This window comes from Streptomyces sp. CA-210063 (assembly GCF_024612015.1).
Lineage (GTDB): Bacteria > Actinomycetota > Actinomycetes > Streptomycetales > Streptomycetaceae > Streptomyces.
In genome coordinates, this window is record NZ_CP102512.1 from 5092743 (window position 1) to 5113787 (window position 21045).

Annotated in this window: 19 protein-coding genes; 11 read left to right on the top strand and 8 right to left on the bottom strand. The window is 71.5% G+C overall.

Annotated elements, in window-relative coordinates; genetic code table 11:
• Positions 1-49: 49 nt before the first annotated feature.
• Complete coding sequence (locus JIX56_RS22095; RefSeq protein WP_257542932.1) at positions 50-952, bottom strand: LLM class flavin-dependent oxidoreductase; 903 nt, start codon at positions 950-952, stop codon at positions 50-52.
• 61 nt (positions 953-1013) lie between these two features.
• Positions 1014-2033 carry an aldo/keto reductase gene (locus tag JIX56_RS22100; protein WP_257542933.1) on the bottom strand — a complete coding sequence of 340 codons (1020 nt, stop codon included), beginning with the start codon at positions 2031-2033 and terminating at the stop codon, positions 1014-1016.
• A gap of 122 nt (positions 2034-2155) precedes the next feature.
• Here JIX56_RS22100 and JIX56_RS22105 point away from each other — a divergent pair, with 122 nt between their 5' ends.
• From JIX56_RS22105 to JIX56_RS22140, 8 genes are all read left to right on the top strand, one after another.
• Positions 2156-2773: a TetR/AcrR family transcriptional regulator gene (locus JIX56_RS22105; RefSeq protein WP_257542934.1), complete on the top strand. Its 618-nt coding sequence runs from the start codon at positions 2156-2158 to the stop codon at positions 2771-2773.
• 254 nt (positions 2774-3027) lie between these two features.
• Complete coding sequence (locus tag JIX56_RS22110) at positions 3028-3231, top strand: cold-shock protein (RefSeq protein ID WP_031482971.1); 204 nt, start codon at positions 3028-3030, stop codon at positions 3229-3231.
• Between the two features lie 90 nt (positions 3232-3321).
• Positions 3322-4980, top strand: a complete 1659-nt coding sequence (locus tag JIX56_RS22115) for a DEAD/DEAH box helicase (protein ID WP_257542935.1) — start codon at positions 3322-3324, stop codon at positions 4978-4980.
• Positions 4981-5164: 184 nt separating this feature from the next.
• Complete coding sequence (locus JIX56_RS22120; protein WP_257542936.1) at positions 5165-5749, top strand: tellurite resistance TerB family protein; 585 nt, start codon at positions 5165-5167, stop codon at positions 5747-5749.
• Between the two features lie 105 nt (positions 5750-5854).
• Positions 5855-6859 carry a FecCD family ABC transporter permease gene (locus JIX56_RS22125; RefSeq protein WP_443032059.1) on the top strand — a complete coding sequence of 335 codons (1005 nt, stop codon included), beginning with the start codon at positions 5855-5857 and terminating at the stop codon, positions 6857-6859.
• Positions 6856-7962: a FecCD family ABC transporter permease gene (locus JIX56_RS22130; RefSeq protein ID WP_257542938.1), complete on the top strand. Its 1107-nt coding sequence runs from the start codon at positions 6856-6858 to the stop codon at positions 7960-7962. The genes JIX56_RS22125 and JIX56_RS22130 overlap by 4 nt, the downstream gene beginning before the upstream one ends.
• Positions 7959-8930: an ABC transporter ATP-binding protein gene (locus JIX56_RS22135; RefSeq protein WP_257542939.1), complete on the top strand. Its 972-nt coding sequence runs from the start codon at positions 7959-7961 to the stop codon at positions 8928-8930. Before JIX56_RS22130 ends, JIX56_RS22135 begins: the two co-directional genes overlap by 4 nt.
• Positions 8931-8964: 34 nt before the next feature.
• Positions 8965-10011 (top strand): ABC transporter substrate-binding protein, encoded by a 1047-nt coding sequence (locus tag JIX56_RS22140; protein WP_257542940.1) that lies wholly within the window; start codon positions 8965-8967, stop codon positions 10009-10011.
• Positions 10012-10018: 7 nt separating this feature from the next.
• On the opposite strand, the gene JIX56_RS22145 is transcribed toward JIX56_RS22140, so the two are convergent.
• From JIX56_RS22145 to JIX56_RS22155, 3 genes are read right to left on the bottom strand one after another with little or no spacing between them, the layout of a single operon-like run.
• Entirely contained in the window at positions 10019-10372 is a 354-nt protein-coding gene (locus JIX56_RS22145; RefSeq protein WP_257542941.1) for an SCO4225 family membrane protein, read from the bottom strand.
• A 46-nt stretch (positions 10373-10418) separates the two neighbouring features.
• The gene (locus JIX56_RS22150; protein WP_257542942.1) at positions 10419-11102 is read right to left on the bottom strand and encodes a response regulator; all 684 of its coding nucleotides are present in this window, start codon (positions 11100-11102) and stop codon (positions 10419-10421) included.
• Positions 11099-13537, bottom strand: a complete 2439-nt coding sequence (locus tag JIX56_RS22155; RefSeq protein ID WP_257542943.1) for a sensor histidine kinase — start codon at positions 13535-13537, stop codon at positions 11099-11101. Before JIX56_RS22155 ends, JIX56_RS22150 begins: the two co-directional genes overlap by 4 nt.
• Positions 13538-13773: 236 nt before the next feature.
• On the opposite strand from JIX56_RS22155, the gene JIX56_RS22160 reads away from it, so the two are divergent.
• Positions 13774-14223 carry a DUF5707 domain-containing protein gene (locus JIX56_RS22160; RefSeq protein ID WP_257542944.1) on the top strand — a complete coding sequence of 150 codons (450 nt, stop codon included), beginning with the start codon at positions 13774-13776 and terminating at the stop codon, positions 14221-14223.
• 132 nt (positions 14224-14355) lie between these two features.
• Here the strand turns inward: JIX56_RS22160 and JIX56_RS22165 are convergent, their stop codons facing one another.
• Together JIX56_RS22165 and dacB are read right to left on the bottom strand one after the other, a co-directional pair.
• Positions 14356-14559, bottom strand: a complete 204-nt coding sequence (locus tag JIX56_RS22165; RefSeq protein WP_257542945.1) for a cold-shock protein — start codon at positions 14557-14559, stop codon at positions 14356-14358.
• 423 nt (positions 14560-14982) lie between these two features.
• Complete coding sequence (gene dacB / locus JIX56_RS22170; RefSeq protein WP_257542946.1) at positions 14983-16359, bottom strand: D-alanyl-D-alanine carboxypeptidase/D-alanyl-D-alanine endopeptidase; 1377 nt, start codon at positions 16357-16359, stop codon at positions 14983-14985.
• Positions 16360-16606: 247 nt separating this feature from the next.
• Here dacB and JIX56_RS22175 point away from each other — a divergent pair, with 247 nt between their 5' ends.
• Positions 16607-17020 (top strand): VOC family protein, encoded by a 414-nt coding sequence (locus JIX56_RS22175; RefSeq protein WP_257542947.1) that lies wholly within the window; start codon positions 16607-16609, stop codon positions 17018-17020.
• A 138-nt stretch (positions 17021-17158) separates the two neighbouring features.
• Here the strand turns inward: JIX56_RS22175 and JIX56_RS22180 are convergent, their stop codons facing one another.
• Positions 17159-18709, bottom strand: coding sequence for a carbohydrate-binding protein (locus JIX56_RS22180; protein WP_257542948.1), 1551 nt, complete (start codon positions 18707-18709; stop codon positions 17159-17161).
• Between the two features lie 466 nt (positions 18710-19175).
• On the opposite strand from JIX56_RS22180, the gene JIX56_RS22185 reads away from it, so the two are divergent.
• Positions 19176-20675, top strand: coding sequence for a glycosyltransferase (locus JIX56_RS22185; protein WP_257542949.1), 1500 nt, complete (start codon positions 19176-19178; stop codon positions 20673-20675).
• Positions 20676-21045 lie beyond the last annotated feature (370 nt).

Sequence of the window (21045 nt, forward strand, 5' to 3'; positions counted from 1 at the left end):
TTTCCCTCGATATATCCCACTACATCCTTTTTTCTACATCCTTTTCACTCTATGACGCGGCCCCCGCATGAGCATCAGGTCCCGACCTCGTGATGATCTCGTCGGTGAGCCACCGGGCGACATCGGCGGGGTAGTGCGCGGGCAGGCCGAGGACGATGTGGTGGAAGCCGGCGGCGAGGGCGTCGGCGATCGCGGCGCGGGTGGCGCCGGGGTGCTCGTAGGAGACGGGCAGGTGGATCGAGCGGGTGATCGCGGCGGGGTCGCGGCCGATCTCGGCGCAGTACCGGTCCAGGAGGGCGCTGCGGCGGACGACGTCGTCGAGGTCGCCGCCCGGGATGTTCCACAGGTCGGCGTGTTCGGCGGCCACGCGGAGCGTCGCGGAGGCGCGGCCGCCGATGAGGATCGGCGGGTGGGGTCGCTGGACGGGTTTGGGGTTGCCGAAGGCTCCGGTGAGGCGGTGGTGGGTGCCGTGGAAGTCGAACGGCTCGTCCTCGGTCCACAGCCGCCGGATCACCGTGCAGGCTTCGGCGAGGCTCTCCACGGCGTGGGCGGTGTCGTGGAAGGGCAGACCGTGGGCCGGGTACTCGCGATGGGCCTCCGGAGGGCTGGGGCGTGAGCCGACACCGATCCCGAAGTCGAGCCGGCCGCCGGAGACGACGTCGACGGTCGTGGCGATCTTGGCCAGCATCGCGGGCGGCCGGAAGCGGTTGCTGCTCACCATGACGCCGAGCCGCAGTCGCCGGGTCAGGGCGGCCAGGGCCGAGAGCAGCGTCCAGCCCTCGTAGATGGGACCGGCCGGGTCGCCGCCGATCGGCATGAGGTGGTCGAACAGCCAGGCGTGCTCGATCTCCGGGATCGCGTCCGCCTCGCGCCAGACCCGTAGGACGTCGTGGTAGTCGACCTGCATGGGGGCGGTCATGATCCCGAAGCGGGGCCGGGGGGTGGGTGGCATGAAGCCGTTGGTCCCTTCAGTGAGTGGGCGGATACGGCGAGGGGCGCCGCCCCTCGGGCGGTCAGCGGCGGCGCAGTGACGGGTCGAGGAGCGCGGGCGGGGTGTCGTACTTCTCGTGCGGGGCGAGGTCGGTGCCGGGGGCGACGATGGCGTCGATCGCGTCGAGCACGTCGGCGGGGAGCACGGTGTCGGCGGCGGCGAGTTGCGCGCGCAGATGGTCCGGCGTGCGGGGGCCGATGAGCGCGCTGGTCACGGCGGGATGCGCGGTCACGAATCCGAGGGCGAGCTGGATCATGGTCAGGCCGGCCTCGTCCGCGACCTTCGCCAGCTGCTCGACGGCGTCGAGCCGGGCGCGGTTGAAGGGCAGGGTGGTGTCGAAATGTGCCGGCATGAACGCCGAGCGGCTGGTGGTGACCTCCCGGCCCTCGCGGACCGCGCCCGACAGCCAGCCCGAGGCCAGCGGGCTCCACACCAGTACGCCGAGCCCGAACTCCTCGGTCACGGGCAGCACATGGGCCTCGATGCCGCGCTGCAGGATCGAGTAGCTGGGCTGTTCGGTGACGTAGCGGCTCAGGTGGTGCTCGTGGGCGGCCCACTGGGCCCGCACGATGCGGTGGGCGGGGAACGTGGAGGAGCCGAAGTAGCGGATCTTTCCCGCGCGTTGGAGGTCGGTGAGGGCCGACAGGGTCTCCTCGTCACTGGTGGCCGGGTCCCAGCGGTGGATCTGGTAGAGGTCGACGTGGTCGACGCCGAGCCGGCGCAGGCTGTCGTCCAGCGCGGTGACCAGCCAGCGGCGCGAACCGCCCCGGTGGTTGCGCTCGTCGCCCATCGGCATGCCCGCCTTCGTGGCCAGCACGATGTCGTCGCGGCGCCCTGCGACGGCCTTGCCGACCATCTCCTCCGACTCGCCGTCGCCGTACATGTCGGCGGTGTCGATGAGGTTGATCCCCGCCTCCACGGCGGCGTCGACGAGGGCGGTGGCCTCCTCCTGGGTGGTGCGTCCGATGCTGCCGAAGTTCATCGCGCCGAGCGCGAGCGAGCTGACCTGCACACCGGTGCGGCCCAAGGTGCGGTACTGCATGACGGGTCTCCTCCGAGAAGCGGCGATTAAACGGAACGTCGTCCCGTTTGACGATACGGAACAGCGTCCCGTTTAACAAGGCCGGTGGATGTGGCACGCTCGGCGGCGGAGGGAGCGAAACGATGGACGACAGCGGGAACGGCGGCGGGAGCGGTGGCGCGGTCGCGGGCCAGGACGCACGGGCGGCCAGGCCCAAGAGGGCGGACGCCCGGCGCAATCAGGAGACGCTGCTGGACGCGGCCGCAGCGGTCTTCGTCGAGTCGGGCGTGGAGGCGCCGGTGCGCGACATCGCGGCCAGGGCCGGCGTCGGTACGGCCACGATCTACCGCCACTTCCCGACGCGCGCGGATCTCATCGTCGCCGTCTACCGGCACCAGGTGGAGGCCTGCGCCGAGGCCGGCCCGGCCCTGCTGGCGGCCGGCCCCACCCCGTACGCCGCCCTGGGGAGCTGGATCGACCTCTTCGTCGACTTCCTCGTCACCAAGCACGGCCTCGCCGCCGTGCTCCAGTCCGACAACGCCGGCTTCGAGGCCCTCCACGCCTACTTCCTCGACCGGCTCGTGCCCGTGTGCGGCCACCTGCTCGACGCCGCGGCCGAGGCCGGCGAGATCCACTCCGACGTCGGCGCCCTCCAGCTCATGCGCGGCGTCGGAAACCTGTGCATCGGCGCCGAGAACAATCCCCAGTACGACGCCCGCCGACTGGTCGGACTCCTCATCGCGGGGCTGCGCCGCAGGTGACGGCGCCGCCGCCCGGCTCCGGGAAACGAAGTCGTGTGATCACTCCCGCACCGCACAGGGCTGTGCTACATTCGCATGAAGTGGCAGTTTTGGTTACCAGAGGCTTCTGAGTGCTCTTCGACCTTCCGTCGACGAGCACTCTTTTTGTTTCCGGGACTTTCCGGGGTTTTCAGATCTCCCGTCGGGTCAAATCGTTGCTGCGACGCCGGGTCCGCAAGGTGCGGTTCCGGGCACTGCATCAAGGGAGTTACAACATGGCATCTGGCACCGTGAAGTGGTTCAACGCGGAAAAGGGCTTCGGCTTCATCGAGCAGGAGGGTGGCGGCCCGGACGTGTTCGCCCACTACTCGAACATCGCCACCCAGGGCTTCCGCGAGCTTCAGGAGGGCCAGAAGGTGACCTTCGACGTTACGCAGGGCCAGAAGGGCCCGCAGGCCGAGAACATCGTTCCCGCCTGACCCTGACGCGTATGCATGAGCCGGGGCCCGCACCTTCGGGGTGCGGGCCTCGGCTCGTGTGCGACAGTGCCGCATCGAGGAAGGTCCCCCATGAACCGCACGGCTCGTACGAACAACAGCTCCGCCTCCCGCGCCCGCTCGCAGGGCTCGCAGGGGACGGGCAACCAGACCACACCTTCCCGATCGGCCAAGAACGGTTCGTCCACCAACGGTTCGGCGAAGGCCGCTTCCGCCAAGAACGGCTCGGCGAGGACCACTTCCGCCCAGAACGGCTCGGCGAAGAACGGCACCGCCAAGAACAGCTCGGCCAAGAACAGCCCGGCGAAGAACGGCACCGCCAGGAACGCTTCGGCCAAGAACGGCCGGACCCGTCGTGGCGGTGGCGGTGGCGGCCGTGCCGCCGCGGCCGTCGGCGGTGAGTTCGCGCTGCCGGTCACCGTCACCCCCGCCCTGCCGGCCGTCGAGGCGTTCGCCGACCTCGAACTGCCCGCGCGGCTGCTGGAGACCCTCGGTGCCGAAGGGGTGACCGCCCCGTTCCCCATCCAGGCCGCGACGCTGCCGAACTCGCTCGCCGGCCGGGACGTCCTGGGCCGTGGTCGCACCGGCTCGGGCAAGACGCTCGCCTTCGGCCTCGCCCTGCTCGCCCGTACGTCGGGACAGCGGGCCGAACCCCGCCATCCGCTGGCCCTCGTCCTCGTACCCACCCGGGAACTGGCCCAGCAGGTCACCGACGCCCTCACCCCCTACGCCCACGCCCTGCGCCTGCGGCTCGCCACCGTCGTCGGCGGCCTGTCCATCGGACGTCAGGCGAGCGCGCTGCGCGGCGGCGCCGAGGTGGTCGTCGCGACGCCCGGACGGCTCAAGGACCTCATAGACCGCGACGACTGCCGGCTGGACCGGGTCGCGATCACCGTCCTGGACGAGGCCGACCAGATGGCCGACATGGGCTTCATGCCGCAGGTCACCGCCCTGCTCGACCAGGTCCGCCCCGACGGGCAGCGGCTGCTGTTCTCGGCCACCCTCGACCGCAACGTCGACCGGCTGGTCCGCGACTACCTCCACGACCCCGTCGTCCACTCGGTCGACCCGTCCGCGGGCGCCGTCACGACGATGGACCACCACGTGCTGCACGTCGAGGACGACGACAAGCACGCCACCACGACCGAGATCGCCGCCCGCGACGGCCGGGTGATCATGTTCCTGGACAGCAAGCACGGGGCGGACCGGCTGGCCAAGAAGCTGCTGGCCGTGGGCGTGCGCGCCGCCGCCCTGCACGGCGGCAAGTCGCAGTCCCAGCGCAACCGGGCCCTGTCCCAGTTCAAGGACGGTCACATCACGGCCCTGGTCGCCACCAACGTCGCGGCCCGCGGCATCCACGTCGACGCCCTCGACCTCGTCGTCAACGTCGACCCGCCCGGCGACCACAAGGACTATCTGCACCGGGGCGGCCGTACGGCCCGCGCCGGCGAGTCCGGCACCGTCGTCACCCTGGTCCTGCCGCACCAGCGCCGCGAGATGACCCGGCTGATGGCCGACGCCGGCATCACCCCGACGACCACCCGGGTCCGCTCGGGCGGCGCCGACCTGAACCGGATCACCGGCGCCCAGGCCCCGTCGGGTGTGCCCGTCGTCCTCGCGCCGCCGGTCACCGAGGAACGCCCCGCGCGCCCGGGCTCCTCTTCACGCGGACGCCGAAGCCGCCCCTCCCAGAGCCGCCGCCGCGCCCCCGCCAAGGGCAACGGCCGCTGAGACCCGCCTTTCTCACCGGAGCAGGACCCCACGACAGCCACGAACTCGCCCAGCCCCGCGCTTCGCCCTGTGCCCGGCCTTGGAACTTCCCAGGGTGCGGCAGGCGTTGACAGGAGGACGCGGGGAACTCACGCGGACAACCGGGACAACCGGAACGACATGGGCTGAAGCCGAGGTGGCACGCATGGCGATGTGGGATCGGATCAAGGACCAGGCCAAGGGTCTGCAGCAGGCGCAGGGAGCGCGGGGCGCCGGCGGACACGGGCGGCCGGGTGCGGGGTCCATGGGACCGACGGGGTCCTCGGGATCCTCGGGGTCCAGGGGCGGTTCGAAGGCCCAGCTGGTGAGCGCGCTCAAGTCCCAGCTCACCTCCCTCAAGACGGAGCTGAAGAGCGGGGCCTACCGGGACGCCAGCATGGCGATGTGCGCCCTGGTCGCCGCCGCCGACGGGAATGTCGACCCGGCCGAGCGGCAACATGTGGAGTCGCTGATCCTGAACAACGACGTCCTGCAGAACTTCCCGGCCGACCAGCTGCGGCAGCGCTTCAACAAGCACGTCGACCAGCTGTCCTTCAACTTCCAGCAGGGCAAGACCGAGGCCATGCAGGAGATCGCCAAGGCCGCGAAGAAGCCGACGGAGGCGCGGGCGGTCGTACAGACCGGCTTCGTGGTGGCGGGTGCGGACGGTTTCATCGCCCCGGCCGAGGAGCAGGTCCTGCGCGAGGCGTGCGCGGCACTCGGCCTGTCCCCCCAGGAGTTCGGCCTCTGACGCCGGCCGGGACGGGCTGAAGCCGCCCTTCTCCCACCCCGTACTCTTAGGCAAGCCTTAGCTGCTGAGAGCGGGGAAGTGAGGGAGAAGGGTGCATGCATGTCGATGTCGGGGGTCGTAGGACGCCGCGTCGGCTGGTTGGTGGCCGCCCTTCTCCTGTTGTCGCTGGCCGTGCTGCTCAGCCTCGCCGTGGGCAGCCGTACGATCCCGCCCTCGGCGGTGTGGGACGCGCTGGTGCACGGCGGCAGCGGCGACGACGCCCAGGTCGTACGGGCCCTGCGGGTGCCGCGGACGGTCATCGGTGTGCTCGTCGGCGTCGCGCTGGCCGTCGCCGGCACGGTCCTTCAGGGCATCACCCGTAACCCGATCGCCGAGCCCGGCATCCTCGGCATCAGCCAGGGCGCCTCGCTGGGCGTCGTCGTCGCCATCGCCTTCCTCGGCGTGCACACCCTGACCGGGTACGTCTGGTACGCCTTCGCGGGCGCCGGAGTCGCGGCGGTCTGTATCTACGCCGTCGCGAGCGGCGGGCGCGGCGGTGCGTCGCCGGTGAAGCTGGCGCTGGCCGGGGCGGCGATGAACGCGTTCCTCGCCTCCGTCGTCTCGGCGGTCCTCACCACCAACGCGCGGGCACTGGACGAGTTCCGGTTCTGGGACGTCGGTTCGATCAGCGGGCGGGACGCGACGATCGCCGGCCAGGTCTGGCCGTTCCTGCTCGCCGGTCTGCTGCTGGTGCTGGCCATGGCCCGCGGCCTCGACGCGCTCGCGCTGGGCGACGACATGGCCCGGGGGCTCGGCCGCAACGTCGCCCTGCTGCGGGCGACCGGCGCCCTGGGCGCGACCGTCCTCACGGGCGCCGCGGTCGCCGCGGCCGGCCCCATCGCCTTCGTCGGCCTGGCCGTACCGCACATCGCCCGCGCCCTCGTCGGCCCCGGTCACCGCATGCTCCTGCCGATGGCCGCGCTGCTCGGCCCGGTGATGCTGCTCCTCGCGGACGTCCTCGGGCGGATCGTCGTACGGCCCTCGGAGGTACCGGTGGCCGTCATGACCGCGCTGGCGGGTGTGCCGTTCCTGATCGCGCTGGTGCGCAGGAAGGCGGTGGCGGCGGCATGACGTACGTCGACGAACCGGACCCTGTGGTCATCGAGCCGCGCGCGTCCCTCTCCGTCAGGCCCGCCGGGCACGCCGTCGTGCGGGCCGGGCGGGGGAGCAGTTTCCTGGTGCACCGTCGGGCCCTCGTGGTGGCGGTCGTGCTCGGCGTGCTGCTCGCGGCCGCCGTGGTCGTGTCGCTGTGCGTCGGGGAGTCCTTCGTCTCGCCCGCCGAGGTCGTGCGCGTGCTGGTCGGGCTGCCCAGCCCGGACGAACTGGTCGTGGGCACGCTGCGGTTGCCGCGGCTGGTGACCGGGCTGCTGGTGGGGATCGCGTTCGGGCTGTCCGGGGCGCTGATCCAGACGATGGCCCGCAATCCCCTCGCCAGCCCCGACGTCATCGGGGTGACGCACGGCGCGGGCGCGGCGACGGTCGCCGCGATGACCTTCGGCCTCACCTCGTACGCCGTCCTGCCGTACGTGTCCGTCGTGGGCGGACTGCTGGCCGCGCTCCTCGTCTATGTACTCGCCTGGCGGGGCGGGCTCAGCGCCTCCCGTTTCGTGCTCGTCGGCATCGGCATCTCGGTGGCGCTCGGCTCCCTGACCCGGCTGCTGGTGACCAAGGGCGACTATCTCGTCGCCCAGCAGGCGAAGACCTGGCTCACCGGGTCGCTCAACGGCCGCGGCTACGACCAGGCCGCACCGCTCGCGACGGTCCTGCTGCTGCTCGTACCGTTCCTGCTGTGGGCGGCCCGCGCGCAGCGGAGCGCGGCGTTCGACGACGACACGGCCACCGCGCTCGGACTCCGGCTCGGCCGGGTGCGGATCGGGCTGAGCGTGCTCGGGGTCGTCCTCGCGTCCGTCGCGACCGGGGCCGCCGGTCCCGTCGACTTCGTGGCGCTGCTCGCCCCGCAGATCGCCCGGCGGCTGACCCGCACCCCGCACACTCCGCTGGTGTGCTCGGCGTTGACGGGCGCGCTGATCGTGGTCGTCGCGGACGTACTGGCCCGCAAACTGCTCTCGCCACTGGAACTGCCGGTCGGCGTGTTCACCGCCCTGGTGGGCGCCCCCTATCTGATGTGGCTGATCATCCGCACCCGCGGCACCCACTCCGGAGGAACCGCGTGACCACCGACCACAACAGAGTCGAAGCTTCCGGCCACGCCGAACGGCAGCCGGCCCAGGAGCGCGGGGAACCGCGCGACCAGCCACAGCCGACCCGGGGTCGCCGCACCACCCGCGACGGCGACGCCGCCGCGCCCGACAACCGTCTCGCCGCGCGCGGCCTCACCCTCGCCTACGAGGACCGTACCGTCGTCGAGGACCTCGACCTGGAGGTCCCGGACGGGAAGGTCACCGTCATCGTCGGCCCCAACGCCTGCGGCAAGTCCACCCTGTTGCGGGCCCTGGGGCGGCTGCTGAAGCCGCGCCGGGGTGCCGTGCTGCTCGACGGGGCGGAGTTGGCGCATGTGCCGACGCGGCGGATCGCGCAGGTGATCGGGCTGCTGCCGCAGACGCCCGTGCCGCCGGAGGGGATCACGGTCGCGGACCTGGTGTCGCGCGGGCGGCAGCCGCACCAGAAGTGGTGGCGGCAGTGGTCCGAAGCCGACGAGACGGCCGTCGCCCACGCGCTGGAGCGCACGGGGACCACCGACCTCGCCGAGCGCCCGGTCGACGAACTGTCGGGCGGTCAGCGCCAGCGCGTGTGGATCGCGATGGCCCTCGCCCAGGACACCGACCTGCTGCTGCTCGACGAGCCGACGACCTACCTGGACATCGCCCACCAGGTCGAAGTCCTGGATCTCGTACGGCAGTTGAACCACGAGCGCGGCCGTACGGTGGTCGCCGTGCTGCACGACCTCAACCAGGCCGCGCGCTACGCCGACCATCTGATCGCCATGCGGGCGGGCCGGATCGTGGCGCAGGGCCCGCCCGCCGACATCGTCACGGCCGACCTCGTCCAGGACGTCTTCGGGCTCGCCTCGGTCGTCGTACCGGACCCGGTGACGGGTGGTCCGCTGGTGGTTCCGGGCCCTCCGGGTGTCCGGCGCCACACGCTCCAGGATGTCCCGGCCCACAGGAAGCCCATAAAGTAAGGGGTACCTAAGTTCTACGACGGGAGCCCTCCCCATGTCCCTCCGCCGCCGCGGCACCGCCGCCGCAGCCCTCGCCCTCGCCGCCGCGCTCTCCCTGACGGCGTGCGGCGGTTCCTCCGACGGGGAGGGGTCGGGCGCCGGGGCCTCCGCCGGCGCCGCCGACAAGAAGGACGTCGCCAAGGGGGGCAAGGACTTCGCGGACGCGGCGAAGAAGACCGCCGCGATGGGCACCGACGCCGCGCCCGGCGAGTGGCCGCGCACCATCGAACACGCGATGGGCGAGACGGAGCTGAAGGCCGAGCCCAAGCGCGTGGTCGTGCTCGACGTCGGCGAGCTCGACAACGTTGTTTCCCTCGGCATCAAGCCGGTCGGCCTCGCCCCGACCGAGGGCTCCCCTGAGCTGCCGTCGTACCTGAAGAAGGACGCGGGCAGCCCGAAGAACGTCGGCACGATCAACAGCCTCAACCTGGAGGCGATCGCCGCGCTGAAGCCCGACCTGATCCTCGGCAGCCAGCTGCGCGCCGCCGACAAGTACGACGAGCTGTCCCAGATCGCGCCGACCGTCTTCTCCGTCCGCCCCGGCTTCACCTGGAAGGAGAACTACCTCCTCAACGCGGCCGCCCTCGACAAGACGGCCCAGGCGAAGGAGAAGCTGGCGGCCTACGAGGCGAAGGCCGACGCGCTCGGCAAGAAGCTCGGCGCCGACAAGCCGACCGTCTCGATGGTCCGCTTCATGCCGGACGGCGTCATCCGCCTCTACGCCAACGCCTCGTTCATCGGCACGATCCTCAAGGACGTCGGCGTCCCGCGTCCGAAGAACCAGGACATCGAGGACCTCGCCGCCGAGATCAGCGCCGAGAACATCGACCAGGCCGACGCCGACTACATCTTCACCGGCGTCTACGGCGACCCGAAGGCCACCGACAAGTCCGCCGCCCAGAGCAACCCGCTCTGGAAGAACCTCTCCGCCGTCAAGTCCGGCCACGCCTACGACGTCCCGGACGAGACCTGGTACCTCGGCCTCGGCGTGACCGCCGCCGACGAGGTGCTCGGCGACCTGGACGAGCACCTCACCAAGTAGGCACGGCTCAGGGCGTCGGGTCCGGACGGTTGCCCCGGCGGAGGGCGCGGGCGCACCAGGTGATGAGTGCGGCGTTGGCCAGGCCGCCGAGGACGACGGCGACGACGAGTGTCACCGCGCCGTCCGGCAGCACGAGCCAGACGAAGCTGACCGGCGCGGTGGCCAGGAGAGGGATGACGGCCGCCATGGACCCGTCCGAGCCGTCGCCCGAGCTCACCACGATCGCCCAGATCAGCAGGGCGACGCAGGCCGCGAGATAGACGAGCGCGAGGATGTCGCCTGCGGCGGGGCGCGAGCGGCCATGCGGGAATCGGCGCGGCAGGGATCGGCCGGAATCGGTATCGGTATCGGTGCCGGTCACGGGCGGTGTGCTCCTCAGCTGTGGTGCGGGAGGGGTGTACGGGCCGTCAGAGGTGGGCGCCCGGTGGGTTCGGGCGGGCGAGGCCCAGGTCGTACGCGAGGATGGTCGCCTGGACGCGGTCGCGCAGGCCGAGTTTGCGCAGCAGGGCGTTGACGTGGGACTTCACGGTGCCGACGGTGATGCCGAGCTCCTCGGCGATCTCCGCGTTGGTGAGGCCGGTGGCGACCAGGCCGAGGACGTTCCGCTGGCTGCCGGTGAGGGTTTCGAGTACGCGGGGGACGCTGCCGTCCCCCGCTCCCGGGGCCGTTCCGGAGGCGTAGTGGCCGATGAGGCGGCGGGTCGCGGACGGGGCGAGCACGCTCTCGCCGGCGGCCACCACCCGGATGCCGGCCAGCAGTTCGGCGGCGTGCACGTCCTTCAGGAGGAACCCGGAGGCTCCGGCGCGCAGGGCGTCGAAGACATACGCGTCGAGGTCGAAGGTGGTCAGCACGAGCACGCGGGGCGCGTCCTCGCGGCCGGTGATGATGCGGGTGGCGGCGATACCGTCCAGCTCGGGCATGCGTACGTCCATGACGACGACGTCCGGCGCCAACTCCTGGGCGAGCCGGACCGCTTCGGCCCCGTCGGCGGCCTCACCGACGACCGTCATGTCGTCCTCGGCGTCGATCACGGCGGCGAACCCCGCCCGTACGATGCCCTGGTCGTCGACGACCAGCACCTTGAGGCTCATCGCTCACTTCCCTCTTCCTTGTCTGTCGCGCGGCCCTGTTCCACGGGCGCCGCGGCGAGCGGCAGCCGGAGGTGGACCGTACCCGGCCCGCCTGTGGTCAGGGTGCCGCCGAGCGGTGCGATCCGGGCCGTCAGCCGCTCCCGTACGGCGGGGCGCGCGGCGCGCGGCACCCCGGTGGCCGTGAGCGTCAACGTACCGTCGTCGGCGTCGAGTTCGAGCATCGCGGGTTCGTCTCCACCGGCCGCGAGGACCGTCTCGGCGGCGTGGTAGGCGGCCAGGTCGACGGCGGTGGGCAGGCGTTGCGGTACGCGGTCGGTCAGGCGTATCTCGACGTCGCGGCCGGTGGCCCGGCACTGGTGGGCGAGCAGGTCGAGCGCCTGGAGGGTGGGCTGCGGACGGCGCCGGGCCCCCGCCTCGTCCTCGCCCTCGCTCTCCCGGACCGCGTCGAGCAGGGCGCGCATCGCGGCCAGGGCCTCACGGGCACGTTCGGCGGTCGCGTCGAGCCGGCCCGCCTCCGCCTCCCCGACCATGTCGGCGGTACGGGACAGCACGGTCGTCTCCAGCCCCGCCGCGATCCGCCGCCGCTCCGCCCACGCGTCCCGCACGGCCTCCTCGGTCCAGACGGTGAGCCGTTCCTCCTGTGTCCCCCGAACCGCCAGAACCCGCCGCCCACGCAGGGTGCCGCCCCAGCGGGCGGCGCCGACCGCCAGGACCGCCCCGGCCGACGCCCCCACGGCGACCGCCCAGTCGGGGGCCGTCGTGCCGTGGTCCAGTACGGCGACGGTGGCGGCGAGGGCGTGCACGAGTACGGCCGCGATCGCCACGGGCGCGACCTGGAGAGCCGCCGTGCCCGGGAGGGCCAACAGGCGTACATGGCGGGGCCGTTCGGCAGGGGACGGCTCGTCGGCCGTACGAACGGGGGCCGCGGCCGTGCGTTCCGCAGGATCCGCCACCGCACGCGCCGCCTCCCCCGCCAGAGCCGCGCACGTGGCCAGCATGCTCAGGGCGGGGGGCAGGAAGGCCGGGCCGGTGTAGTCGCCGACGGCCATCGCCAGCGGCCAGAGCGGGGCCAGGCCGAGGAGGGCGCCGAGGGCGGTGCGGGGTGCGCGGCGCAGCCAGAGCAGGGCGACCGCCTGGGCCGCCGCGAGCAGGGCGAAGAGGATGCCCGCGGAGACATGCGACCCGCTCGACGTGGTCTCGGCGCGGATGACCAGGACCGGGAGCAGTGGTTGGAGGACGAGGGCGACGGCGGCGATCACCTGGGCCAGGCGGTAGCCGCGCGGGGCGGACTGTTCGACCTGGGTGGTGGTGCGGCCGGGCAGGGCCGCGCGTATCTCCCAACCGCCGTCCGCCGTGGGGCCGCTGTGCAGCGTGCCGCCCGCCTCCCGGGCCCGGGACCGCAGGAATCCCTGGCCGCGCCCGCCGCCGAGGCCCGCCGCGTGGGCCGCCGTACCGGTGGGCGGGGCCGCGCTGGTGACCACGACGTCCGTGCGGGTGTCGCCGTACCGGACGACCACCTTCGTGTGCGCGCCGGGCGCGTGCCGGGCCACGTTGGTCAGGCCCTCGCGCACGATGCCGTACGCCGCGTCCGCTACGGCACCGTCCGGCAGCGGGTCGATCTCGCAGTCCACCTGCTGGTCGAGGCGCCGGAACCCGGCGACGAGGTCCAGCAGCCGTTCCTCCGGCGACGGCAGATCCTCGCGGGAGGGCGCCGGCGCCCGTACGGCGCTGAGCGCGCGCGTGACCTCACGGCCCGTCTCGACCGCGAACTCCAAGGCCTCCGCAGCCAGTTCGGGACGCCGGTCGCGCAGCCCGAGCGCCGCGCCCGCCGTGACGACGACGGCCGTCAGATGGTGGGCGCTGACATCGTGCAACTCCCGCTCCATCCGCCGCCGTTCGACCGCCGGCAGCCGATGCCGCTCGGTCTCGGCCCGCTTCAACCGCCGCTCGGCCGCCCGCCGTGCGCGCCGGTTCCGTCGTACGAGGAGGCCGGCGCCGCACGCGCCGGCGTACAGCAGGGCGGTGAGGACGAGGTCGAGGCCGTCGCGGTCGCTGAGCCCGTGCAGGCTGATGTTCTGGAGGAGTTGCCAGACGGCGAGCGCCACCCCGCACAACACGGCGGTGAAGGTGTCGCGTTCGGTCGCCACGGTGAACAGGGCCAGCGCGACCCCCGCCGTGCCGAGGACGGCCATCGCCCCGGCGGGCAGCGGCCCGGCACCCAGCGCGCACGCGGCCGCGACCACGACGAGGGCGACCACCGGGCGGGTACGGCGCAGCGCGAGCGCGGCCGTCACCACTCCGGCGACCAGGGCCGCCACCAGCAGCGCGGACCCGGACGGGACCGTACCGCGCACCAGCGCCGCCCCGGGCCACACCAGGGCCTGGGCGCAGATCAGCAGGACCGGGAGCAGCCGGTCGTCATCTGTTCGAATCATCGCGGGACAAGGCTAGGGCCACGGGTCGGCGCCCCGAGTCCGGCTGAAGGCGGAGGTCCCTCTTGAACCTGGGTTATAGACCTCTACCTGCGGTTCGACGGGGGCAATCGTCCCGCAGCGCGACGACCGGGATATACCCCGCTCCATAAGCTCGATCACATCGAAAGCGGGAATCGCTCCACCGCGATTCACCTTTCCGTGTATTTCCGTCCGCAATGAATTCAGGGGGATTTCCCATGTCCAAGCGCATCATCGTCTCGTCCGTCGTCGGTGTCCTCGCCCTCGGCGGAGTGGCCGCCGGTGGTCTCGCCCTCGCCTCGGCCGCCACGAAGCTCACCGTGGAGAACACGTCGGCGCGCTACGTCGCCCCGACCGGCGGCAAGGCCGGCTCGTTCACCTTCACCGCGGACGTGAGCGACAACTCGGGCGTCCAGGGCCTCAAGGTCATCGCCTGGCCCGCGAGTTCGAAGCTCGACCCGACCGAGGCGGAGATGACGCACGTGGACAGCGCCGAGTGCCGCGGCACCTCGGACGACACGTCCCGCTGCACCTACACACTCAAGGTCACGAAGGCGGAGGCGGCCGGCCTCGCCAAGGGCACCTGGCACATCTCGGCGCTGGCGACGGCCGAGGACGGCGACACGGAGTTCGTGTCGCCCGCCGCGTCGTTCGAGGTCACGGGCTGAACGTCGTTCGAGGTCACGGGCTGAACCGCCGCGCCCGCGGCCACCGGCGCCGGGCAACGAAAAGGGCCCGCACCTCAAGGTGCGGGCCCTCTGTTCCGCCGTGTATGCGCGGAGCGTCAGGTAATGCGGACGTCAGGCGGGAACGATGTTCTCCGCCTGCGGGCCCTTCTGGCCCTGCGTGACGTCGAAGGTCACCTTCTGGCCTTCCTGAAGCTCACGGAAGCCCTGGGTGGCGATGTTCGAGTAGTGGGCGAAGACGTCGGCGCCGCCGCCGTCCTGCGCGATGAAGCCGAAGCCCTTTTCCGCGTTGAACCACTTAACCGTACCGGTGGCCATGTCAATTCTCCTGTGGCAGTACTGGAACCCGCACCTCGCAGGCTCCCTGATCGCTGTGATGATCACCTGCCCGGGAACCGGAAAATGGCAACCACAACTGCAATTCACGCCCACCCTAGCACGGACGGAATCGACGCGGGGAGAACAAAAACCGCCCGGAAAAATACAGAAAGAATACCGGCGGAACACCGATAAAAACATCGCTCCACCCCGGCCGATTTTCTCCTCCGGCGCCACCAGTTTTCTTACGCGCCACCGGAGCGGTCAGAGCGGCCGTGGCCGCCGTCGCCACCCTCACCGTCCGCCCGCGAAGTCCCGGCCGACACCGGGGAGTCGGGCGGGTTCCCGTACGGAGACTTCAGCGGCCCCACCGAAATCCTGCTGCCGTGATCACAGTTTTTCTCGCCCCCTCGGCTCCCGCCGTCACACCCAGCAGCCGTTGACCGTGGCCGCGAGGCCGTCGAGGGCGTCCTTGATGTCGGACGGGCCGGCGGTGGAGTCGTTCTCGATGAAGGAGAAGACCTTCCAGTCGCCGTCCTGGTCCTTGGTCAGACCGCTCAACGCGACCGCGCCGGTGAGGGTGCCGGTCTTGCCCTTGACCTGGCCGACGGCGCACTGCGAGTCGGCGGTGTCGAAGCGGCCGAACTCCGGGCCCAGGGTGGCGCCCGCCTCACCGGAGACGGGCAGCCCGTCGATGATGTACTTCAGCGTCTGGCTGTGCCGCGGATCGGCGGCCAGGTCGACGATGTCGGCCATGGTCCGCGCCGGGATACGCGTCGCGCGGGACAGCCCGCTGCCGTCGTACATCTCGAAGTGGTCCAGCGAGATGCCGTACCGGGTGAGGACGTCGCGGACGACCGCGGTCCCGTCCTCGAAGGTGGCGGCGCGGCCCGCGCCGATCGCGGTGAGGCGCAGCAGCGACTCGGCGATGTCGTTGTCGCTGACCTTGAGCATCTGCTTCACGACGGTGGACAGTTTGTCGGAGGTGTGCGTCGCGACGGGCACGTCGCCCTTGCCGACCACGCCGCGGGTGACCTCGCCGTCGACCGTGACGCCCCGCTCGGCGAGGAGCCCCGCGAAGACGCCGCCCGCGTCGAGGGAGGTGTCCTCGACGTTGTGCGAGTCGACGACCAGCGCGCGTACCGGTGCGATGGAGTCCGGGTAGTAGCCGGTGTTCCAGCCGTTGGCGAGGGTCGGCTCGGGGAAGAGGCTGTCGTCGATACGGACCTTCACCGAGGTGAGCCCGGCGTTCTTCAGCCCGGCGACGGCGGTCTTGGCGAGCGCGTCGAGGTCGTCGGTCGTCAGGGTGCGGTCGCCGCCGCCGACGAGGGTGAGCGTGCCGTCGCCGTACACGACCTTCGTGGTGAGCCGGTGGTCCGGGCCGAGCACCGTCAGCGCGGCGGTGGAGGTCGCGAGCTTCGTGTTGGATGCGGCCATCAGCGCGGTGTCGGCGTTGTGCCCCCACACGACCTTGTCGGACTTGGCGTCGATGACGACACCGCTGAGCGTGCTGCCGAGCCGGGTGTCCTGGCTGCGCGTGTTCAGGTTGTCCGCGATCTTCTGCTCGGTGGGGTCGAGTTCGGTGGTGCCCGCCTTGGCGGTGGCCTTGTCGGCGGCGAAGGCCGACGGCCCGGCCAGGATCGTCCCGGCGACGGGGGCGACCACCGCGATCACGGCCGCCCGGCGCAGCGCCGGGTTGGGGGCCTTGGTCTTACGGTGCCGACCGCCCGCGCGGAGAACAGAGGAAGGGGAAGGGAAAGGCGAAGGGGCGGGGGAAGGCGAAAGGGATGTGCTGGGCATGGGGGGCCTCGGTGGGGGTTCCAGGGAATCTTGAAACCGAAAGTAACAGCAGAGGCCCCTGCTACCGATGGGTACTGTGTGAAGACCTGAAGCGTCCCGTTCCGTTTGTGGCGGCGGCCACAACTGGGCGGGCGGACGCCGGAGTCGGTCGGCGGAGTCGGCCGCGGAAGGCGCCCGGCATGCCGTTGTCAGTGCCGGGGGCTAGTCTCCGGGCAACTGACCGTTTGCCCGTTTCAGGGAGGTTTTCATGGTCTCGCGGCTCAACCCGTACCTCAGTTTCGACGGCGACGCCCGGCAGGCGCTGGAGTTCTACAAGGAGGTCTTCGGCGGCGAGCTGTCGCTGAACACCTACGGCAGCTTCGGCCAACCGGACGCTCCCGAGTCCGACAAAATCATGCACGGCATGCTGGAGACCCCGAGCGGCTTCACCCTGATGGCCTCCGACACCCCGCCCGGCATGGACCACACCCCCGGCACCAACTTCTCCGTCAGCCTCAGCGGCGACGACGACACCGAACTGCGCGGCTACTGGGAGAAGCTCTCCGCCGGCGGCACGGTCGCCGTCCCCCTCGACAAGCAGATGTGGGGCGACGTCTTCGGCATGTGCACGGACCGCTTCGGCATCCCGTGGATGGTCAACATCAGCGAGCCACAGGGCTGAGCGCCGGCGAGCCGGGCCACCACCGACAGCTTTGGCCCCCCGCTCGGAACGGCGAACCGAACCGTTCCGAGCGGGGGCAAACCTCAACGGAAGGTCACGCCCTCAGCCGAGGTCACGTCCTCAACCGAGGTCACGCCCTCAACCGAAGGTGACGTCGAGGCTGCCGTCGCTGCCGAAGGACCAGTTCATGCCGCCGTCGTACGAGGAGCACCGGGCCCCGTTCGTCCCGGACCAGAACTGGTTGGAGCTGTCGGAGTTACCGATGATCCGGTCGTTCGTACCGCTGCCGCTCCGGCACGAGGTGTTGTCGCGGAACACCGACGTACCACCGTCGAAGTTGAAGTTCCGCTCGGTGTTGTCGATGCTCACGTTGCCCGAGACCGCCATGGTCCCCGGGTTGCTGTTCCACGTGAAACCGTGCTTGCCGTTGTCGTAGGCGATGCTGCGCCGGACGATGTGGTTCACGGCGATGTCGTCACCGCCGAGCTTGTAGCCGTTGCGGTCCCCGTTCCCGGCCTGCGAACCGTCGCTGAGCGTGCCGTTCTCGTAGGCGAGGGAGTCCTCGATGGTCACCGGCCCGATGGCACCGGTGTCCGGCTTGGTGTAGAGGTCCCATCCGTCGTCGATGTTGTTGTGGGCCACGGCGTAGCGGAAGACGTTCCCCGTCCCGGTGGTGAGCTTCGCCGCGAACCCGTCCGCGTCCTCCCCGTCGGAGTCGGCGTTGTCGTGCGACTCGGCGCTCAGGATGAGGTTGTCCGACGGCCAGTCGGCGGTGGGCGTGCTGGAGGCCATCCGCCCCAACTGCAGCCCCGTGTCCCGGTTGAACCGCGTCACGGTCCGCTCGATGACGTTGTCGCTGCCGCCGACGTAGATCCCGTTGTCCCCGGCGCGCTCGACGACGATGCCGTAGACATGCCAGTACGAGGCGTTGAGCTGGAGCCCGCGGTTCGATGAACTCTCGCTCTGTGCCGAGAAGTTGAGGACCGGGGTCTCGCCCGGGTAGGCGGAGAGCTTCGTGCGGGCGGCGGCGGTCCCGGAGCTGCCGGCCGGGATGGTGACGGTCGAGGAGTGGGCGTATGTGCCGCCGCGCAGGTAGATGGTCCCGCCGGCGGTGATCCGGCTGATCGCCGAGGTGAGGGTGGTGGGGGCCGAGACCGTACCGGCCGCGGAGTCCGTCCCGCTCGGCGAGACGTACAGCGCGGAGCTCGACGGCGGCGGTGTGGTGGTGCCGTCGGGCACGTTGGCGTCGAGGTGGTCGATGTTGGGGAGCCCGGTGGAGGACGTGGGGTTGATCCGGATGACGTTGCTGCCCGAACTCACGGGCACGGTCAGCGTCTTGGTGGTCCACGCCGTCCAGGTGCCGGTGCCCTCGAAGGACGTGGTCGCGGCCGTCGCACCGTTCACGGTGACGCTCGCGGCCCGCGCCGCGGTGGTGCCGTTGGCGAAGCGGACGGACAGTGTCGCCGTGCCCGATGCGGGTGCGGTCACGGTGAACTGCGCGTACGCGCCTGCGGCGTTGGTGCCGTTGCAGAATCCGCTGCCCGAGTATCCGGTCCAGTCGGAGTCGATCGTGCCGGTGCAGACAGCCGGTGAGGCCTCCGCCTCGTACCGGGTGGTCGCGGCGTGCGCCGTCGTACCGGACACCGCGACGAGCAGGCCTGCGACCAGAGCTGCGCTCGCGGTCGCCATGACGGGTCTCACGTGCGTCGTGTGCATCGTTCGGCCTCCAGGGATGAGATCCAGAGTGCGGTCCGGAAAGCGCTTTCCCTGCGAGTGAGTGTCGAGAGGGTGGCCTGAGCACGTCAATAGATCGGCACGTGATTTCTGTTCACATAGATGAACCACGGGTGGGTGGATGCTGGGTGGATGGCGGGATCAACCCGGGATCACGCTTGGTGAACTGACTCTCGTCCGAGGATGTGAACGACGAGGTGCACGACGAGGTGCACGACGAGGTGCACGACGAGGTGCACAGAAAAACCCGGCCCCCTGGCTGGACGCCCTCGGGGTGCCGGGTCAAAAGCAAAGGCAAGGAGGTAACCCACTCCTTGCCACTCTCAACTTATAGCGCACCGGGGGGCTTGCGGCAAGGCCCCCGTCGTGCCGCAGAATCTCCGGCCTGAGCCGGAATCCGCGAGGAAATGGGGGCGCGCACATGCGTGTGCTGTTGGCGAGTTACGACTCGCGCGGGGGCGTCGAACCGGTGGCGGGACTCGCGATGCGGTTGCGTGAACTCGGCGCGGAGGTGCGGGTGTGCGCGCCGCCGGACGAGGAGTTCGAGCGGCGGCTGGCCGGTGTCGGCGTACCGCTGGTGCCGTTCGGCCGGTCGGTGCGCGCGCTGATGACCGCGGCGACGTCGCCGACGGCGGACGGCGTGCCCCGGCGCGCGGCCGAGCTGCTCGCGCAGTTCGACACGGTCGCGGAGGCGGCCGAGGGCTGCGATGTGCTGGTGGCGACCGGTCTGCTCCCGGCCGCGGCCTGCGTGCGGTCGGTGGCCGACAAACTGGGCATCCCCTACGTGTACGCGAGCTTCCAGTCGATCTCCCTGCCCTCGCCGCACCACCCGCCGATGCAGCGGCCGGGCCGGCCGTTGCCCCCGGACGTGACCGACAACCGCGTGCTGTGGGACCTGGACGCCCGGAGCGCGAACGAACTGTTCGGCGAGGTGATCAACGCCCACCGGGAGTCGGTCGGCCTGCCGCCGGTCGACGACGTCCGCGACCATGTCTTCACGGACCGCCCGTGGCTGGGGACGGACCCGGTCCTGGATCCGTGGCGGAAGCGGGTGGGCTCCGCCTTGGGGGTGGGGCGGGGGGCGGGGGGCTCCGCCTCAGGTTTGCGGGAGAAGCGGTCGGGCTCCGCCTTGGGGGTGGGGCGGGAGGCGTCGGGGTCCGGCTCGGGGCTGGGGCAGGGGCCGCCGGACTCGGCCTCGGGGCTGGGGCAGGAGGCGCCGGGCTCCGCCTTCGGCCCGGGGCAGGAGGCGCCGGACTCCGCCTCGGGGCTGGGGCAGGAGGCGCCGGGCTCCGCCTCGGGCCCGGGGCAGGAGCCTGACCTTGATGTCGTACAGACCGGTACGTGGATCGTGCCGGATGAGCGCCCGCTGCCGGCCGGGCTGACCGCGTTCCTGGACGCCGGCACACCCCCGGTGTACGTCGGCTTCGGCAGCATCGTCCTGGGCGGCGCGGAGGACGTCGCCCGGGCGTCCGTCGAGGCGATCCGCGCGCACGGCCGCCGCGCGGTCGTCTCCCGCGGCTGGGCCGGCCTCGCCCTCGTCGACGACCGGGACGACTGCTTCGTCATCGGCGAGGCCAACCACCACGCGCTGTTCCGCCGGGTGGCCGCCGTCGTCCACCACGGCGGCGCGGGTACGACGACCGCGGCCACGTGGGCGGGCGCGCCGCAGGTGGTGGTGCCCCAGTTCGCGGACCAGCCATACTTCGCGGGGCGGGTCGCCGACCTGGGCATCGGCGTGGCCCACGACGGCCCGGCCCCGACGTTCGAGTCCCTGTCGGCCGCGCTGGAGGTGGCCCTGGCGCCCGAGACGCGTGCCCGGGCGACCGCCGTGGCCGGGATGGTCCGTACGGACGGGGCGATGGTGGCGGCGAAACTGCTCCTTGACACGATCAGCCAGGATGGAGGGTCGGTGTCCACGTGATCCCGGCGGGAGAAGCGACCGGTGTCCGTGTGATCCCGGCGGGAGAAACGGCCGGTGTCCGCCTGATCCCGGCGAGAGAAAACGGCCGGTGTCCACGTGATCCCGGCGGGGTCGTCGAGCGAGGTCCGCCGGCCAGGACCCCGTGAACGAACAGGAGCGTCGAGCCAGAACCCAAGGTGGCGGCAGAACCGTAGGGCCAGAACCCATGGTCGCGGCTGGGCCACCGAGCCAGAAGCCATGGTCACGGCAGGACCGTAGGGCGAGAACCCAAGGTCAGGGAAGACCCGTACAGCCAGAACCCAAGGTCACGGCAGGCCCGTACAGCCAGAACCCATGGTCACGGCTGGGCCATCGAGCAGAACCCATGGTG

Bases quoted from the DNA above. Each gene is read 5' to 3' on its own strand.
- JIX56_RS22130 (WP_257542938.1), top strand. From the start codon at position 6,856: ATGACGTACGTCGACGAACCGGACCCTGTGGTCATCGAGCCGCGCGCG.
- JIX56_RS22120 (WP_257542936.1), top strand. From the start codon at position 5,165: ATGGCGATGTGGGATCGGATCAAGGACCAGGCCAAGGGTCTGCAGCAG.
- JIX56_RS22125 (WP_443032059.1), top strand. From the start codon at position 5,855: ATGTCGGGGGTCGTAGGACGCCGCGTCGGCTGGTTGGTGGCCGCCCTT.
- JIX56_RS22155 (WP_257542943.1), bottom strand. From the start codon at position 13,537: ATGATTCGAACAGATGACGACCGGCTGCTCCCGGTCCTGCTGATCTGC.
- JIX56_RS22115 (WP_257542935.1), top strand. From the start codon at position 3,322: ATGAACCGCACGGCTCGTACGAACAACAGCTCCGCCTCCCGCGCCCGC.
- JIX56_RS22180 (WP_257542948.1), bottom strand. From the start codon at position 18,709: ATGGCGACCGCGAGCGCAGCTCTGGTCGCAGGCCTGCTCGTCGCGGTG.
- JIX56_RS22175 (WP_257542947.1), top strand. From the start codon at position 16,607: ATGGTCTCGCGGCTCAACCCGTACCTCAGTTTCGACGGCGACGCCCGG.
- dacB (WP_257542946.1), bottom strand. From the start codon at position 16,359: ATGCCCAGCACATCCCTTTCGCCTTCCCCCGCCCCTTCGCCTTTCCCT.
- JIX56_RS22185 (WP_257542949.1), top strand. From the start codon at position 19,176: ATGCGTGTGCTGTTGGCGAGTTACGACTCGCGCGGGGGCGTCGAACCG.
- JIX56_RS22165 (WP_257542945.1), bottom strand. From the start codon at position 14,559: ATGGCCACCGGTACGGTTAAGTGGTTCAACGCGGAAAAGGGCTTCGGC.
- JIX56_RS22150 (WP_257542942.1), bottom strand. From the start codon at position 11,102: ATGAGCCTCAAGGTGCTGGTCGTCGACGACCAGGGCATCGTACGGGCG.
- JIX56_RS22105 (WP_257542934.1), top strand. From the start codon at position 2,156: ATGGACGACAGCGGGAACGGCGGCGGGAGCGGTGGCGCGGTCGCGGGC.
- JIX56_RS22095 (WP_257542932.1), bottom strand. From the start codon at position 952: ATGCCACCCACCCCCCGGCCCCGCTTCGGGATCATGACCGCCCCCATG.
- JIX56_RS22110 (WP_031482971.1), top strand. From the start codon at position 3,028: ATGGCATCTGGCACCGTGAAGTGGTTCAACGCGGAAAAGGGCTTCGGC.
- JIX56_RS22100 (WP_257542933.1), bottom strand. From the start codon at position 2,033: ATGCAGTACCGCACCTTGGGCCGCACCGGTGTGCAGGTCAGCTCGCTC.
- JIX56_RS22160 (WP_257542944.1), top strand. From the start codon at position 13,774: ATGTCCAAGCGCATCATCGTCTCGTCCGTCGTCGGTGTCCTCGCCCTC.
- JIX56_RS22140 (WP_257542940.1), top strand. From the start codon at position 8,965: ATGTCCCTCCGCCGCCGCGGCACCGCCGCCGCAGCCCTCGCCCTCGCC.